This is a genomic window from Agrococcus sp. GCM10030265, from assembly GCF_042666675.1.
GTDB lineage: Bacteria > Actinomycetota > Actinomycetes > Actinomycetales > Microbacteriaceae > Agrococcus.
The window spans coordinates 78917-95080 of sequence record NZ_JBHTCZ010000004.1; the positions used below are offsets into that span (position 1 = coordinate 78917).

15 protein-coding genes are annotated in these 16164 nt (G+C 74.1%); 9 read left to right on the plus strand and 6 right to left on the minus strand.

Annotation, left to right across the window (positions count from 1 at the left end; all coding sequences use genetic code 11):
- Positions 1-91: 91 nt before the first annotated feature.
- Positions 92-283 (minus strand): hypothetical protein, encoded by a 192-nt coding sequence (locus tag ACFQPP_RS12110; protein WP_376916894.1) that lies wholly within the window; start codon positions 281-283, stop codon positions 92-94.
- A 125-nt stretch (positions 284-408) separates the two neighbouring features.
- On the opposite strand from ACFQPP_RS12110, the gene ACFQPP_RS12115 reads away from it, so the two are divergent.
- The gene (locus tag ACFQPP_RS12115; protein ID WP_376916895.1) at positions 409-1764 is read left to right on the plus strand and encodes a pyridoxal phosphate-dependent decarboxylase family protein; all 1356 of its coding nucleotides are present in this window, start codon (positions 409-411) and stop codon (positions 1762-1764) included.
- Between the two features lie 4 nt (positions 1765-1768).
- Here ACFQPP_RS12115 and ACFQPP_RS12120 read toward each other — a convergent pair whose 3' ends face one another.
- Positions 1769-2488, minus strand: a complete 720-nt coding sequence (locus ACFQPP_RS12120; RefSeq protein ID WP_376916896.1) for an MBL fold metallo-hydrolase — start codon at positions 2486-2488, stop codon at positions 1769-1771.
- Between the two features lie 67 nt (positions 2489-2555).
- Here ACFQPP_RS12120 and ACFQPP_RS12125 point away from each other — a divergent pair, with 67 nt between their 5' ends.
- On the plus strand, positions 2556-3116 hold the full coding sequence (locus ACFQPP_RS12125; RefSeq protein WP_376916897.1) for a TetR/AcrR family transcriptional regulator: 561 nt from the start codon (positions 2556-2558) through the stop codon (positions 3114-3116).
- Positions 3117-3129: 13 nt separating this feature from the next.
- Here the strand turns inward: ACFQPP_RS12125 and ACFQPP_RS12130 are convergent, their stop codons facing one another.
- Positions 3130-3531, minus strand: a complete 402-nt coding sequence (locus tag ACFQPP_RS12130) for a glyoxalase superfamily protein (protein ID WP_376916898.1) — start codon at positions 3529-3531, stop codon at positions 3130-3132.
- A gap of 45 nt (positions 3532-3576) precedes the next feature.
- Positions 3577-4302: a VIT1/CCC1 transporter family protein gene (locus tag ACFQPP_RS12135; RefSeq protein ID WP_376916899.1), complete on the minus strand. Its 726-nt coding sequence runs from the start codon at positions 4300-4302 to the stop codon at positions 3577-3579.
- A 207-nt stretch (positions 4303-4509) separates the two neighbouring features.
- Between ACFQPP_RS12135 and sucC the strand changes: the two genes are divergently transcribed.
- The 3 genes from sucC to ACFQPP_RS12150 all read left to right on the plus strand — a co-directional run bounded on the left by sucC (position 4510) and on the right by ACFQPP_RS12150 (position 7620).
- Positions 4510-5676 carry an ADP-forming succinate--CoA ligase subunit beta gene (gene sucC, locus ACFQPP_RS12140; RefSeq protein ID WP_376916900.1) on the plus strand — a complete coding sequence of 389 codons (1167 nt, stop codon included), beginning with the start codon at positions 4510-4512 and terminating at the stop codon, positions 5674-5676.
- Positions 5677-5687: 11 nt separating this feature from the next.
- Positions 5688-6587, plus strand: coding sequence for a succinate--CoA ligase subunit alpha (sucD, locus tag ACFQPP_RS12145; protein ID WP_376916901.1), 900 nt, complete (start codon positions 5688-5690; stop codon positions 6585-6587).
- Between the two features lie 499 nt (positions 6588-7086).
- Positions 7087-7620, plus strand: coding sequence for an endonuclease domain-containing protein (locus ACFQPP_RS12150; protein WP_376916902.1), 534 nt, complete (start codon positions 7087-7089; stop codon positions 7618-7620).
- Positions 7621-7684: 64 nt separating this feature from the next.
- Here ACFQPP_RS12150 and ACFQPP_RS12155 read toward each other — a convergent pair whose 3' ends face one another.
- Both ACFQPP_RS12155 and ACFQPP_RS12160 read right to left on the minus strand, forming a co-directional pair.
- Positions 7685-8308, minus strand: a complete 624-nt coding sequence (locus tag ACFQPP_RS12155; protein ID WP_376916903.1) for a hypothetical protein — start codon at positions 8306-8308, stop codon at positions 7685-7687.
- A gap of 143 nt (positions 8309-8451) precedes the next feature.
- Positions 8452-10671 carry an NADP-dependent isocitrate dehydrogenase gene (locus ACFQPP_RS12160; protein WP_376916904.1) on the minus strand — a complete coding sequence of 740 codons (2220 nt, stop codon included), beginning with the start codon at positions 10669-10671 and terminating at the stop codon, positions 8452-8454.
- Between the two features lie 169 nt (positions 10672-10840).
- Here ACFQPP_RS12160 and ACFQPP_RS12165 point away from each other — a divergent pair, with 169 nt between their 5' ends.
- The 4 genes from ACFQPP_RS12165 to ACFQPP_RS12180 all read left to right on the plus strand — a co-directional run bounded on the left by ACFQPP_RS12165 (position 10841) and on the right by ACFQPP_RS12180 (position 16042).
- Entirely contained in the window at positions 10841-12259 is a 1419-nt protein-coding gene (locus ACFQPP_RS12165) for a DUF6350 family protein (protein ID WP_376916905.1), read from the plus strand.
- A gap of 10 nt (positions 12260-12269) precedes the next feature.
- The gene (gene purN / locus ACFQPP_RS12170; protein ID WP_376916906.1) at positions 12270-12830 is read left to right on the plus strand and encodes a phosphoribosylglycinamide formyltransferase; all 561 of its coding nucleotides are present in this window, start codon (positions 12270-12272) and stop codon (positions 12828-12830) included.
- Complete coding sequence (gene purH / locus ACFQPP_RS12175) at positions 12827-14467, plus strand: bifunctional phosphoribosylaminoimidazolecarboxamide formyltransferase/IMP cyclohydrolase (protein ID WP_376916907.1); 1641 nt, start codon at positions 12827-12829, stop codon at positions 14465-14467. The genes purN and purH overlap by 4 nt, the downstream gene beginning before the upstream one ends.
- A gap of 318 nt (positions 14468-14785) precedes the next feature.
- On the plus strand, positions 14786-16042 hold the full coding sequence (locus ACFQPP_RS12180; protein ID WP_376916908.1) for an LPXTG cell wall anchor domain-containing protein: 1257 nt from the start codon (positions 14786-14788) through the stop codon (positions 16040-16042).
- The last annotated feature ends 122 nt before the right edge of the window (positions 16043-16164 follow it).

Here is a 16164-nt window from a genome sequence, read left to right on the forward strand (position 1 = left end):
GAGGCTAGGCCCGGTCGCCGCCGAGGGGGAGGGGTCTCTCGGGTCGCGACGACGCGTGCTGCCCGGTCGGGGCCGTCGCGCCGGGTGCGTGTCAGAGCACGAAGACGAACGTCATCGCCACGAGCGCGATGAGCGCGCCCACCCAGATGAGCGGACGCAGTCGGTTCGCCATCGTGCGCGACGGGCCGTCGTCGAAGTGGTCGTAGGCGGGATCGAGCTCGGGCGGGATGCGGTCCTGCTCGTGGCTGCCCCGCTCGTCCCAGCGCTCGTGCTCCTGCTGCATGCATCCAGGGTGCCAGGTGCGCGCGCGATCGTGGATGGCTCGCGCTGCGCCGAGCGCGGACGTACGGCACGATGGACGCGATGCCCGACTCGACGAATGGGGACGCGACGATGCGACCCGACGCCATGCACGAGATCTCCGACGACACCCGCGCGATCGTCGACCGCGTCCTGCGGTACGCACGCGAGCGGGCGCTGTACGAGCGGATCCCGCTCGACCGGCCGATGCCGCCCGACGAGCTCGCGGCGCTCGCAGGCCCGTCGATCACGCCCGAGGGCATCGGTGCCGAGCGCGCCACGGCGCTCTTCGCCGACGTGCTCGCGCCCGCGTGCCTCTCGACCGACCACCCCGGCTACGTCTCGTTCATCCCGTCGGCGCCGAGCAAGGCGGCCATCGCGTTCGACCTCGTCGTGTCTGCGTCGGCGATCTACGGCGGATCATGGCTCGAGGGCGCGGGCGCCGTGCACGCCGAGAACGAGGTGCTGCACTGGCTCGCCGCCGAGTTCGGCATGCCCGAGGGCTCCGGCGGCGCCTTCGTGCAGGGCGGCACGATCGGCAACCTGTCTGCGCTCGTCGCCGCGCGCGACGCGTACCGCCGTCGTCGCGCCGCGATGGACGACGCGGCCCCCGTGCGCCTCGCGGTCGTGTGCAGCGCGGAGGCGCACTCGTCGATCGCGTCCGCAGCCGCGGTGATGGACGTCGACGTCGTCGGCGTGCCCACGGGCGCCGACGGCCGACTGCACGGCGACGCGGTCGCGGCCGCGCTCGACGCGCATCCCGGCGTCTTCGCGGTCGTCGCCACCGCCGGCACGACGAACTTCGGCATCGTCGACGACATCGCGAGCGTCGCGCGGGCGACGAAGGAGCGCGGCGTGTGGCTGCACGTCGACGGCGCGTACGGCCTCGCCGCCATGCTCGTCGACGAGCTGCGACCGGCGTACGCGGGGGTCGAGCTCGCCGACTCGCTCGTCGTCGACCCGCACAAGTGGCTCTTCGCGCCGTTCGACGCGTGCGCGCTGCTCTACCGCGACACCGTGGGTGCCCGCGCGGCGCACACGCAGCACGCCGAGTACCTCGACACGCTCACCGAGAGCGCCGACTGGAACCCGTCGGATCTCGCCATCCAGCTGACGCGTCGCTCGCGGGGCCTGCCGCTGTGGTTCTCGCTCGCGACGCACGGCACCGAGCTGTACCGCGCCGCGATCCGGCACGGCATCGATGCGGCGGCGGCGATCGCCGCCGAGATCGAGCGCCGCCCCCACCTGTCGCTCGTGCGCGACCCGCAGCTGTCGGTCGTCGTCTTCCGCCGGGAGGGCTGGACGCTCGCCGACTACCAGCGCTGGTCGGATCGGCTGCTCGACGAGCAGCGCGCGTTCTGCGTGCCGAGCTCGCACGCCGGCGAGCCCGTGCTGCGCTTCGCGATCATCAGCCCGCTCACGACGGTCGACGTGCTCATGGACGTGCTCGACACCCTCGACTGACGCGTCACGCCGCAGGCTGGCCCGCGCGGATCGCGTCGGCGAGCGCTCGGGGCGTGCCCTGCCACACGGGCCCGTGGCCGGGCACGACGACGCGGGCGTCGATCGCCGCGAGACGGTCGAGGGATGCTCCCGCGCCGTCGACGTCGTCGGTGAAGGGCGCGAGCTGCGGCGTCGTGTCGCCCGTGAGCACGTGCCGCGTCGTGAGCGCGTCGCCCACGGCGACGACGCCGTGCGCGGGCAGGTGCACGGCGATCGAGCCGGGGGAGTGGCCGGGCATGCCGATGACGACCGGGGCGCCGGGCAGGGGCAGCACGTCGCCGTCGACGACCGTGCGCACCTCGCCGAGGCGGCGCGTGCGCCCCGCCTTCGCGAGCATCGTGCCGACGAAGCCGATCGCGGCGCGGAGCCGCCACGGCGGCATCGGATTCGCCGGGGCCGCCTCGTCGCCGCGGGCGCGGGCGGCGTCGGCCTCGTGCACGAACACCGGGATGCCGTGGTCGACGCGCAGCGCCTCGGCGACGCCGATGTGATCCTGGTCGCCGTGGGTCAGCACGATGCCGCGCACGTCGGCCTCGGTGCGGCCGAGCCTGCGCAGCGCGCGTCGGAGGTCGCGGCGGTGGCCGGGCAGGCCGGCGTCGACGAGCGTGAGCCCGTCGTCGGCGACGACGAGCAGGAAGGCGACGCGGTCGTCGCCGACGCGGTGGACTCCAGGAGCGATCTGCATGAAGGCTACGATACATAGCCTTCATGGCTACGGTCAATAGCCTAGGCTTCGGAGACGGAGGAGGACCATGCCCGCACCCGAACGCACCACCGCCGCCGCGATCGTCGACGCCGGCCGCGCCATCGTCGAGGCGCACGGCCTCGACGCCCTCACGATGCAGGCCGTCGCCGACCGCGTGGGCGTGCGCGCGCCCTCGCTCTACAAGCGCATCGCCGGCCGCGACGCGCTGCTCGCCGCCGTCGTCGCGGCCGTGCTCGACGACCTCGAGGCCGCGATCGCCGCGGCCGCGAGCGACGCGACGCCCCGCGAGCGACTCGCCGCCATCGCCGCGGCGACGCGCGCCTTCGCCCATCGGCACCCCGTCGGCTACGGTCTCGTCTTCGCGCCCGCGCCCGCGCCCGCGGCGCAGCCCGACGTCGGGCGACTGGGCGACGCCGCAGCACCGCTCCTCGCCGCGACCCACGAGCTCGTCGGCGAGGCGGCAGCGCTCGACGCCGCGCGCCTCCTGACCGCGTGGCTGCACGGCTTCCTCGCCATGGAGCTCGGTGGCGCGTTCCGGCTCGACGGCGACGTCGACCGCGCCTTCGCCTACGGCCTGCGCCGAATCCTCGACGCGATCGACGCCTGACGCGCCGACGGCGTCAGCGCGGCGGCAGCTGCTGCAGCACCCAGCGGTTGCCGTCGGGGTCGGCGAACGTCACGAATCGCCCCCATGCCTGCTCGTCGACGCCCTCGGCCTCGACGCCGCGCGCTCGCAGGTCGGCGATCGCGGCATCCGCATCGGGGATGACGGCCTGCACGTTGCGCATCGATCCCGGTGCGTCCTCCGAGAGCCCCTCGCCGAACGCGATCGAGCACGCGGAGCCCGGCGGCGTGACCTGCACGAAGCGCAGGTCGTCGGAGACGCGATGATCGTGGTCGACGTGCCAGCCGAGCGCGTCGCCGTAGAAGGCGACGGCGCGATCGGCGTCGGCGACGGGGACGAAGACGAGCTCGATCCTGACCTCGAGGGCGACGCGGCCCTCGGATGCGGTGGTGTCCATGCGCGGACGCTACGCCGCACCGCCGACACGCGACCGCGACGTCGCTCAGACGACGTGGACGCCGAAGAGCCCGCCGATCGCGTAGGTGATCGCGAGGGCGCCGACGCCGCCGACGAGCACGCGCACCATCGCGCGGCGCTTGCCCGCCGCTCCGATGCGCGCCGCCATGAAGCCCGTGAGCAGCAGGGCGACGACGACCGCGAGGAGCACCGACCACGGCGCCCACGTCGTCGGCAGCAGCACGACGGCCAGCAGCGGCACGAGGGCGCCGATGGAGAAGGCGGCGGCCGACGCGGCCGCCGCCGACCACGGGTCGTTCGGCGACTCGTCCTCGTCGAGGCGGTACTCGATGTCGAGGTGGGCGCGCAGCGCGTCGGCGGCCGAGAGCTCGGCGGCCACCGCGTGCGCCGTGCGAGGAGACAGGCCGCGCAGCTCGTACATGTGCGCGAGCTGCGCCTCCTGCCCGACGGGGTTCGAGGCGAGGAAGCGGCGCTCGCGGCGGATCGCCGCGCGCTCGCTGTCGCGCTGCGAGGACACCGAGACGTACTCGCCGACGCCCATCGACAGCGCACCCGCGACGAGGGCGGCGACGCCCGCCGTGAGGATCGCGCCCGAGCTCGCACCCGACGCCGCGACGCCGACGATCAGCGCAGCGGTCGAGACGATGCCGTCGTTCGCCCCGAGCACGCCCGCGCGCAGCCACGACAGTCGCGACGCGGTCGACTCGATCGGCCGAGGGAGGTCGGGGTGGCGGTGCAGGGCGGGATCCATCTCGTCCATCGTCCGCGCATCCGTGCCGCCCCGCGACGGGGGAGGCCCTGCCATCTCGCCGTCGACGGCCCCGAAGGCTCAGGCTTCGGGCGACCGAATCCGCAGGCATCCGCAGGCGAGCGCAGACGCCCTCCGCACTCGACACCGGCGCGCGACGCGACCGGGCTAGGCTGGTCGGCGGCCCCCACTCCCAGCAGAAGGATTCCGGTGGATCTCTACGAGTACCAGGCCAGGGACATGTTCGAGTCCCATGGCGTTCCCGTCCTGCCAGGCATCGTCGCCGACACTCCCGAGGAGGCCGAGGCGGCTGCGCGCCAGCTCGGCACGCCCGTGGTCGTCGTCAAGGCCCAGGTGAAGACCGGAGGCCGCGGCAAGGCCGGCGGCGTCAAGGTCGCGAAGAGCCCCGAGGAGGCCCGCGCCGCAGCGGAGGCCATCCTCGGCCTCGACATCAAGGGCCACACGGTCCAGCGCGTCATGGTCGCCGCGGGTGCGCAGATCGAGGAGGAGTACTACTTCTCCGTGCTGCTCGACCGCGCCAACCGCTCCTACCTCGCCATGTGCTCGTACGAGGGCGGCATGGAGATCGAGCAGCTCGCCGAGGAGCGCCCCGAGGCGCTCGCGAAGGTCGCCGTCGACCCCGCGGTGGGCATCACGCTCTCGGTCGCGCGCGGCATCCTCGAGAAGGCCTCGTTCCCGGCCGACGTCATCGAGCGCGCAGCGCCCGTGCTCGTCACGCTCTACGACGTCTTCCAGAAGGAGGACGCCACGCTCGTCGAGGTGAACCCGCTCGTGCAGACCGCCGACGGCGCCATCGTCGCGCTCGACGGCAAGGTCACGCTCGACGAGAACGCCGGCTTCCGCCACGAGGGCCACGCGGCGCTCGAGGACACGGCTGCCGCCGACCCGCTCGAGGCGAAGGCCAAGGAGTCCGACCTCAACTACGTCAAGCTCGACGGCCAGGTCGGCATCATCGGCAACGGCGCGGGCCTCGTCATGTCGACGCTCGACGTCGTCGCCTACGCAGGCGAGCAGTTCGGCGGCGTCAAGCCCGCCAACTTCCTCGACATCGGCGGCGGCGCCTCGGCGGAGGTCATGGCCGCAGGCCTCGACGTCATCCTCGGCGACGACGACGTGCGCTCCGTGTTCGTCAACGTCTTCGGCGGCATCACCGCCTGCGACGCCGTCGCGAACGGCATCGTGCAGGCGCTCGCCATCCTCGGCGACGCCGCCACCAAGCCGCTCGTGGTGCGCCTCGACGGCAACAACGTCGACGAGGGTCGACGCATCCTGGCCGACGCGGCGCACCCGCTCGTGACGGTCGTGGACACGATGGACGAGGCTGCCGCGAAGGCCGCCGAGCTCGCAGCGGCGTAGGGGGAAGCAGCATGTCGATCTACCTGAACAAGGATTCCAAGGTCATCGTCCAGGGCATCACCGGCGGCGAGGGCTCGAAGCACACCGCCCGCATGCTCGCGGCCGGCACGCAGGTCGTCGGCGGCGTCAACGCCCGCAAGGCAGGCACGACCGTCGCCCACACCGCGAAGGACGGCTCGGCCGTCGAGCTGCCCGTCTTCGGCTCCGTGTCGGACGCCATGGCGCAGACCGGCGCGACCGTGTCGATCGTCTTCGTGCCGCCGGCGTTCGCGAAGGACGCCGTCATCGAGGCCGTCGACGCCGGCATCGAGCTGCTCGTCGTCATCACCGAGGGCATCCCCGTGCAGGACTCGGCCGAGTTCTGGGCGCACGCCCAGGCTGCGGGCACGACCCGCATCATCGGCCCGAACTGCCCCGGCATCATCACGCCCGAGGAGTCGCTCGTCGGCATCACGCCCGCGAACATCACGGGCAAGGGCCCCATCGGCCTCGTGTCGAAGTCGGGCACGCTGACGTACCAGATGATGTTCGAGCTGCGCGACATCGGCTTCTCGACGGCCATCGGCATCGGCGGCGACCCGATCATCGGCACGACCCACATCGACGCCCTCGAGGCGTTCGAGGCCGACCCCGAGACGAAGGCGATCGTCATGATCGGCGAGATCGGCGGCGACGCCGAGGAGCGCGCGGCCGACTTCATCAAGGCCAACGTCACGAAGCCCGTCGTGGGCTACGTCGCAGGCTTCACGGCTCCTGAGGGCAAGACGATGGGCCACGCAGGCGCCATCGTCTCGGGCTCGTCGGGCACGGCCGAGGCCAAGCAGGTCGCCCTCGAGGCCGCGGGCGTCAAGGTGGGCAAGACGCCCTCCGAGACGGCGCGCCTCATGCGCGAGGTGATCGCGGCGCTCTGATCGAGCGTGCGTGACGCAGGGCCCCGGCTTCGGTCGGGGCCCTGCTGCATCTCCGGGCGGTGGCTCGCACGAGATGATCGTGGGCGACGCCCCGAGTGGGATGCACCCTCGGCGTCCCGCCCACGCGCATCCGGTGCGCCGCATCCCCAGGATCCGGTGAACGCGACACGGTGCGGGCATCGCCCCGCCACCCTCGCCGGGTGCTCGATCCCCTCGTCATCGCCCTCGGCGTCCTGACCGCCGCGCAGCTCTCGACCCTCGGCTGGTCGCGCCGTGCGCGCGACGCGGCGATCGCCGAGGGCAGGCTGCACCGCGTGCGCGACGGGTGGTTCGCGTCCGCGACGGCCGACCCGCACGTCGCGGCCGCCGTGCGCGCGGGCGGCTGCGTGGCATGCGCCACCGCGCTCGTCGCCCGCGGGGTCTGGATGCCCGAGCACCTGCGTCGCCGGCGGCACGTGCGACTCGCGCGCCGAGCCGATGGCAGCCACGCAGGGAGGGGATGTCGGCCGCACGGGCGCATGCCCCCGGTGCGCAGCGCGGTCGACGACGTCGACGTGGCCTTCCGCTGCCTCCTGCGCTGTCGCAGCGCCGAGGACGTCGTCGTCGTCGCGGACTCGCTGCTGCACCTCGGCCTCGCGACGGCGTCCGACCTGCGGTCGTGGGCCGCCGACGCGCCCGCGCGCATCGCAGGGCTCCTCGAGCGCACGGACCTCGCGGAGTCCGGCCTCGAGAGCCTCGTGCGGCTTCGGCTGCGCGCCCTCGGGATCCGCGTCCGCGCCAGGTGCGGATCGGCAGGATGCGCGTCGACCTGCTCGTGGGAGAGCGCCTCGTCGTCGAGTGCGATGGCGCCGAGCATCACGGCGGCTGGGAGGCGAGCGCGGCCGACCGGGCGAGGGACCTCGAGCTCATGGTGCTCGGCTACCGGGTCGTGCGACCGACCTACCGGCAGGTCGTCGACGACTGGCCGACGGTCGAGCAGCGGCTGCTGGCGCTCGTCCGGGCGGACGCGCACCGCGCCCCGCGCACGAGATGAGCGTGAGCGGAGCGCCGGGTGGAATGCACCCTTCGCGCGCCGCTCACGCTCATCTCGTGCGGGGTCAGGGCGCGGCGATCGACGTGTCGATGAGGTCGCCGTCCTCGGTGCGCACCGAGGCGGTGACGGCGTCGTAGGCGAAGCCCTCGGGCACGAGGAGCACGGGGCACACCCGCTCGAGCACGTCGCCGGGGGCGCCGCTCGCGGCGAACATGTCGTTGTCGAGGTCGATGACCTCGTAGTCCCACGCGTCCTCTCCGCCGGGCACGGAGAACTCGTGCACGACGCCCACGAGCGATGCGTAGCCGTCGGGAGCCTCGACGACCGTCATGCGGAAGCACGCCCAGCCGACCTCGTAGCCGGCGGGCGGTGCGGGCGCGGGGGCGCCCTCGTCGCCGCCGTACTCTGTGAGCTGGTCGAGCGGCGCCGGGCCGAGCTCGAGGAGCTCGAGCTGCCAGGTCGTGCCCTCGCTCGACAGCGTCGCGGTGCTGCCCTCGGCGGTGGCCGTGTCGCCGGACGGGGTCGACGGCGACGGGCTGCCGGGGCTCTGGCTCGGCTGCGTCGGCTGGCTGGGCTGCGGCGGCTGGGGCAGCGGCTCCGCGGGCTGGAGCGCCGGCGGCGCGATGACGCAGCCTGCGAGGGCGATCGTCGCAGCGGCCGCTGCGAGGGCGGGGAGGAGTCGAGCCATGGTGGTGCCTTCCGAGACGAGCGGACTCCACCGTCCCATGCCCGGCTGGATGCGCGGCCCTCGCCGTGCGCGCGCCGCGCGACCGGGCGGGACGACGACGGGCCCCGGCAGCAGCCGGGGCCCGTCGGTCGTGCGGGGAGGCGTCAGCGCAGCGCGTCGACGATCGCGTTGAGCGTCGTCGAGGGGCGCATCGCGGCCTCGGCCTTCGCGGCGTCGGGGCGGTAGTAGCCGCCGAGGTCGACGGGCGAGCCCTGCGCTGCGAGCAGCTCGGCCTCGATCGTGTCGGTCTGCTCGGCGAGCTGCGCGGCCACGGGGCCGAAGCGCTCGGCGAGCGCTGCATCCTCGGTCTGCGCGCTGAGCTCCTCGGCCCAGTAGCGGGCGAGCCAGAAGTGGCTGCCGCGGTTGTCGATCTCGCCCGTGCGACGCGAGGGGGACTTGTTCTCGTCGAGGAAGGTCGCCGTCGCGCGGTCGAGCGTCTCGCCGAGCACGCCGGCTCGCTCGTTGCCCGCCGTGAGCGCGAGGTGGCGGAACGACTCGGCGAGCGCCATGAACTCGCCGAGCGAGTCCCAGCGCAGGTGGTTCTCCTGCTCGACCTGCTGCACGTGCTTCGGTGCCGAGCCACCGGCGCCGGTCTCGAAGAGGCCGCCGCCTGCGAGGAGCGGCACGACCGACAGCATCTTCGCGCTCGTGCCGAGCTCGAGGATGGGGAAGAGGTCGGTGTTGTAGTCGCGCAGCACGTTGCCCGTCACCGAGATGGTGTCGAGGCCCTGACGGATGCGGCCGATCGCGTGGGTCGTCGCGGCGGCGGGCGCCATGATCTGGATGTCGAGGCCCTCGGTGTCGTGCTTCGGCAGCTCGTCCTGCACGACGGCGATGAGGTTCGCGTCGTGCGCGCGGGTCTCGTCGAGCCAGAACACGGCGGGGGTGTCCGACAGGCGTGCGCGCTGCACGGCGAGGCGCACCCAGTCGCGCACGGGGACGTCCTTCGTCTGGCAGGCGCGCCAGATGTCGCCCGCGGAGACCTCGTGCGACAGCAGCACGGTGCCCGCGGCGTCGACGACCTCGATGCGACCGTCGGCCGCAGCGGTGAACGTCTTGTCGTGGCTGCCGTACTCCTCGGCCTTCTGCGCCATGAGGCCCACGTTCGGCACGGAGCCCATCGTCGTGGGGTCGTACGCGCCGTTCGCCTTGCAGTCGTCGATGACGGCCTGGTAGATGCCGGCGTACGACGAGTCGGGGATGACCGCGAGCGTGTCGGCCTCCTCGCCGTCGGGACCCCACATGTGGCCTGCGGTGCGGATCATGGCGGGCATGGATGCGTCGACGATGACGTCGGAGGGCACGTGGAGGTTCGTGATGCCCTTGTCGGAGTTCACCATCGCGAGGCGCGGGCCCTCGGCGAGGCCCTCCTCGATCGCGGCGCGCACGCCGTCGGCGACGGTCGGCTCGAGCGCGTCGAGCCCGGCGACGATCGAGCCGAGGCCGTCGTCGGGGGTGAGGCCGGCGGCGTCGAGCTCGGCGCCGTAGCGCTCGAAGACGGCCGGCAGGAAGGCGCGCACGACGCGGCCGAAGATGATGGGGTCGGAGACCTTCATCATCGTGGCCTTGAGGTGCACCGAGAAGAGCACGCCCTCGGCCTTCGCGGCCTGGATCTGCTCGGCGAGGAAGCGGTCGAGCGCGGCGACGCGCATGACGGTGGCGTCGACGATCTCGCCGGCGAGCACGGGCACGCGCTCCTTGAGCACGGTCTCGGTGCCGTCGGCGGCGACGTGGCGGATGCGCAGGTCGGTGGGCTCGGCGATGACGACCGACTGCTCGTTGGAGCGGAAGTCGTCGACGCCCATCGTCGCGACGCGCGTGCGCGAGTCGGCCGACCACGCGCCCATCGAGTGCGGGTGCTTGCGCGCGTACTGCTTGACCGACTGGGGTGCGCGACGGTCGGAGTTGCCCTCGCGCAGCACGGGGTTCACGGCGGAGCCCTTCACGGCGTCGTAGCGCGCGCGGATGTCGCGCTCGTCGTCGGTCGAGGGCTCGTCGGGGAACTCGGGGAGGTCGACGCCCTGGGCGCGCAGCTCGGCGATCGCGGCCTTCAGCTGCGGCACCGATGCCGAGATGTTTGGCAGCTTGATGATGTTCGCCTCGGCGGTCTTCGCGAGCTCGCCGAGCTCGGCGAGCGCGTCGGCCTGGCCCTGGCCCTCGGGCAGGCGATCCGAGAAGGCTGCCACGATGCGGCCGGAGAGCGAGATGTCGCGCGTCTCGACCGCGACGTCGGCAGCGTTCGCGAAGCCCTGCACGATCGGCAGGAACGAGTGCGTCGCGAGCATCGGCGCCTCGTCGGTGTGGGTGTAGATGATCGTCGCCATGGATGCGTCGTCCCTCGTCGTCGTCGGTGGGGGCGCGCCGGATGGCGGCGCATGCCCGCCTCCCAACCTATCGCGGGCGCCAGGGCCGTGCCCGGGTGGCGTCCGGCGGCGTCCGGCGCCGTCCGCGAGGCGGTCGGGCCAGCGACGCGCGCGCCACTAGGCTCGCCGCGTGCGTCGCCTCTCGTCCGTCCTCCTGCAGGCCGTCGAGTCGGCATCCATCGCCGTCGTGACGCTGCTCGTGACGCTCGTGCCGGCGTTCGTCGCCTTCGCGGTCGGCGGGCTCGCAGGCGATCCTGCGGTCTCGTGGCGCATCGCGGTCGACGCGTGGCTGCTGGGGCACGGCGCCGACGTGGGCGTGACGCTCGGCGACGTCGCGATCGCGGCGGTGGGCACGGACGCGGCGGGCGCGCCGTTCGTCGTCGGCATCGGCGCGTGGGGCCTCGGGCTCGTGACGCTGCTGCTCGCGGTGCGCAGCGGCATGCGGCTCGCGCGCACGCCCGAGCCGCTGTGGGGCCTGCTGGGCGGCGTGGTCGCGACGGCCGCCGTGGGTGCGGCGCTCGGTGCGTCCGCGCAGCACGAGGCCGTGGCGCCGAACCTCGTGCACGCGGCCGTCGGCCCCGGCGTCGTCATGCTCGTGGGCCTCGTGATCGGTGCGCTGTGGCATGCGGAGGACGTCGTGGGCGACGCGGCCGGCTGGTTCGCGATCGACGGCTCGGCGGTGCCGCTCGTACGCGCCGCGCTGCGGGCGGGGCTCGCGGCGGCGGCGACGTTCGTGGGGCTCGGCGCGGTGCTGCTCGCCGTGACGCTCATCGCCCGTCAGGCCGACGTCATCCTGCTGTTCGAGGCGCTGCAGCCCGACCACCTGGGCGTCGTCGTGCTGTGGCTCGTGCAGCTCGCGCTGCTGCCGACGGCCGTCGTGTGGTCGACGTCGTGGATGCTCGGCCCGGGCTTCGCGCTCGGCGACGGCTCGAGCGTCTCGCCGCTCGGCACCGATCTCGGCCCCGTGCCGACGCTGCCGCTGCTCGGGGCGATCGTGCCGGGCGTGCAGCCGTGGTCGCTCGTCGTGGCGGTCGTGCCGCTCGTCGCCGCGATGGCGATCGGCGCCCTCGTGCGCCAGCGCTCGGCGTTCGCTCGCTGGTGGCAGTCGGTCGTCGTCGCCGTGGGCGGCGGCGTCGTGGCGGGGCTCGTGCTCGCGGGGCTCGCGGCGCTCGCGACGGGCGGCATGGGGCCGGGCAGGCTCGCGACGGCGGGTCCGACGTGGTGGCTCGTGGGCGCCGTGGGCGCCGGCATCGCGGCCGTGGGGCTCGCCGTGGGGCTGCTGGCGGGCCGCGCGCCCGAGGGCGCGGAGGAGACGGCGGACGAGGACGACGACGAGGACACCGCCTCGCTCGACGTCGCCGCGCTCGCCGCTGCCGTGCGCGCCCGTGCGACGGGGGTGGTCGAGCCGCTCCCCGCCGATCCCGACGCGCAGGCGACGGCGCCCGTGGCGCGCGTCGAGCGCGACGACGAGCGGGATGCGGAGCCGGGCGACGCGAGCGAGCCCGAGGCCGGCGACGATGCGGACGACGCCGCGTCCGACCGCCGGTAGGCTCGCTGTCGTGCTGCGTCTGGTCGTCCTCGTGTCCGGCGGCGGCAGCAACCTCGCCGACCTGCTCGCGCGCACGCGCGACGGTCGCGTGCCCGCGACGATCGTCGCCGTCGGCGCCGACCAGGAGTGCGGCGGCATCGAGCTCGCGCGCGCGGCCGGCATCGCGACGTTCGTCGAGCCCTTCGCCCAGCCGCGCGAGGCGTGGAGCGACCGCATGGCGACGCGCGTGCTCGAGCACGCACCCGACCTCACGATCCTCTCGGGCTTCATGCGCCTGCTGTCCGCGGATGCGGTCGAGCGGCTGAGCCCGAACCTCGTCAACACGCATCCCGCCTACCTGCCCGAGTTCCCCGGCGCCCATGCCGTGCGCGACGCGCTCGCGGCGGGCGCGAGCGAGACCGGCGCATCCGTCATCGTGGTCGACGCCGGCGTCGACACCGGTCCCGTCCTCGCGCAGGTGCGCGTGCCCATCCACCCCGACGACGACGAGGCGAGCCTCCACGACCGCATCAAGCCGGTCGAGCGCGACCTGCTCGCCGACGTCGTCACCAACTGGAGGAGCCCCAGGTGAGCGGTCCGACCCACGACGAGAGCCTGTACCGCGAGCGCGACGTGGTGCCCATCCGCCGCGCGCTGCTGTCGGTGAGCGACAAGACGGGCATCCTCGAGCTCGCCGCAGCGCTGCACGGGGCCGGCGTCGAGCTCGTCTCGACGGGCTCGACGGCGAAGGGCATCGCGGATGCGGGCATCCCCGTCACCGAGGTCGCCGAGGTCACGGGCTTCCAGGAGGCGCTCGACGGCCGCGTGAAGACGCTGCACCCCGGCATCCACGCCGGCCTGCTCGCCGACCTGCGCCTCGAGCACCACGAGCAGCAGCTCGCGGGGCTCGGCATCGCGCCGTTCGAGCTCGTCGTGGTGAACCTCTACCCGTTCGTCGACACCGTGCGCTCGGGCGCCGAGGCCAACGCGGTCGTCGAGCAGATCGACATCGGCGGCCCTGCGATGGTGCGCGCGAGCGCGAAGAACTTCGCGAACGTCGCCATCGTCACCGATCCGCGCGCGTACGACCTCGTGACGCGTGCCCTGCCCGCCGGACTGTCGCTCGCGCAGCGCCGGGCGCTCGCGAGCGAGGCGTTCGCGCACACGGCGTCGTACGACGCGGCGGTCGCGCGCTGGTTCGCGACCGGCTCGGTCGAGGAGGCCGCAGCACCCGCGGCCGTGCCCGCCGAGCAGCGAGGCACCGACGGCGCAGCCGGCCTGCTCGCGGCCATCGGCGCGGCGTCGCTCGCGTCGCCGCTGCGCTACGGCGAGAACAGCCACCAGCAGGCTGGCCTGTTCACGCTGCCCGCCGGCCGCGGCATCGCGCAGGCCACGCTGCTGCACGGCAAGGAGATGTCGTTCAACAACTACGTCGACGCGGATGCCGCGCTGCGCGCCGCGTTCGACCACGACGAGCCCGCGGTCGCGGTCGTCAAGCACGCGCAGCCGTGCGGCGTCGCGCTCGCCGCCCCGGGCGCCGCCGACCCGATCGCGTCGGCGCACGAGCGCGCGCACGCCTGCGACCCCGTGTCGGCGTTCGGTGGCGTCATCGCCGCGAACCGCACCGTCACGGCCGCGATGGCCGAGACCGTCTCCGGCATCTTCACGGAGGTCGTCGTCGCGCCCGACTTCGAGCCCGAGGCGATCGAGATCCTGTCGCGGAAGCCCTCCATCCGCCTGCTGCGCCTGCCGCAGGGCTTCGCGCGCGAGGCGAGCGAGCTGCGGCAGATCTCGGGCGGCCTGCTCGTGCAGCAGCCCGACACGTTCGACGGCTTCTCGAGCCACACGTGGCGTCGCGTCACCGGCAGCCACGTCGACGATGCGACGCTCGCCGACCTCGAGTTCGCCTGGCGCGCCGTGCGCTCGGTGAAGTCGAACGCCATCCTCCTCGCCGCCGATGGCGCAGCGGTCGGCGTCGGCATGGGGCAGGTCAACCGCGTCGACTCGTGCGTGCTCGCCGTGTCGCGCGCGGGGGAGCGGGCGCGGGGCTCGGTCGCCGCGTCGGACGCCTTCTTCCCGTTCGCGGACGGACCGCAGATCCTCATCGACGCCGGCGTGCGCGCCATCGTGCAGCCGGGTGGCTCGAAGCGCGACGACGAGGTCGTCGCAGCCGCCGAGGCAGCGGGCGTCACGATGTACCTGACGGGGGAGCGGCACTTCTTCCACTGACGCGTCCGAGCGTCCCGTCGCGCCCCGCATCCGCTCGTCGGATGCGGGGCGTCGTCGTGCGCGCCACCCGAGGTCGTGCACCCGTCGAGGTGCGGAGTCCGCACCGGGGTACGGGCGTCCCCTACGGATCCCGTGGGATCGCACCACCGCCACCGACGACCTCAGCCGTCCGGTCCCCCATGCGCTCGGGTGCGGTCGCGCCGAGCGGACGCGCTTCCTAGCGTTCTCGGCAGCGGCCAGGCACCTGCACGGCGGGGCCCGCACGAGCCGCATCCCACCTCCAGACGAATCGGGTACCTCCCTGTGCTGAACCCCTCCATGCCTCGACGGCCCAGGGCGCTCGCGCTCGCGGCCATGCTGCTGCTCGCGACGCTGCTGAGCGCGGTGCTCGTCGCCCTCTCGGCGCAGCCCGCCCAGGCGCACACGCCCGTCGTGCAGCCCTCGTGCTCGGGCCTCGCCGTCTCGGCGACCTCCTATGGCGACGTCGCCAACCACGTCACCGTCGTCATCGACGGCGAGACCGTCGTCGACGAGCGCTTCGGCCGCGCGTTCCAGCGCACCATCGGCTGGTCGCAGTCGGCCGACCACACCTGGTCGGTCTCGATCGACCAGGGCGACGGCGACCGGTACGACCTCGAGCGGTCGGGCACGCAGCCCGCATGCCAGCCGACGACCGAGACGGCCGTGGCCGCCGAGCCGACGATGCAGGACCTCTGCGGGCCCGCGTATGCGCTGACCGTGCCTGCCGACGGCACGGGCTACCGCTTCGACGGCGACGAGTCCGGCGTCGTCGACGGCGCAGGCGACGTCGTCGTCACCGCGACCCTCCTGCCCGGCTTCGTCTGGCAGGGAGGCGGCACCGAGCCGCGCTCGTGGACCTTCCCCGTGACCGACGAGCCCTGCACGACGGGTGCCATCCCCGCGCCGACGTTCGCCGAGGTCTGCGGTCCCGACGGCGAGGCGCCGTACGCGCTGCCGACCGGGGTCGAGCACGTGCGCTACGTCGTGACCGACCCCGGCACGTACGTCGGCGGCGAGCGCGTCGTGGTCGTCGTCGCCGAGCTCGACGCGGGCTACGCGGCACCCGAGGGCGCCGTGACCAGCTGGACGCACACCTTCCACGAGCAGCCGTGCGACACCCCCGTCGCCGGCGTCGCCTCGGCGGAGGTCGTCGTCACGGGCGCCACCTGCACCGCGCCCGGCACCGCGACGACGGGCGGCATCGAGCGCGCCTCGTGGACCGTCGTCGACGTGCCCGCCGGCGGCGGTCGTGCGACGTTCGTCGCCGTCGCCGAGGAGGGCTCGGCGTTCGCCGCCGGCCTGTCCGGCGTGTCGCAGGACCTCGCGACGCGCACCTTCGTGGTCGACGTGCCGGCCGCGGGTGGCGAGCTCTGCTCGATCGCACCCCCGCCCGTGCAGCCGCCGACCGCCGAGACGCCCCCGACGGCGACGCAGGCCGGCCCGCCGACGCTGCCCAGGACGGGCTTCGACGTCGCGTCGATCCTCGCCCTCGGCGCTCTGCTCGCCGCCGCTGGCTCGGCGCTCGTCGTGCGACGCGTGCGCGCCGCCGGCTGACCGCCGCACCATCGGGGCGGGCGTGGGACGCCCGCCCCGCACCGGGCCCCGCATCCGTCGGATGCGGGGCCCCTTGGCGCTTGCGAGGGACACGGGCAGCGCATAGCCTGAAGGGCTCTCGA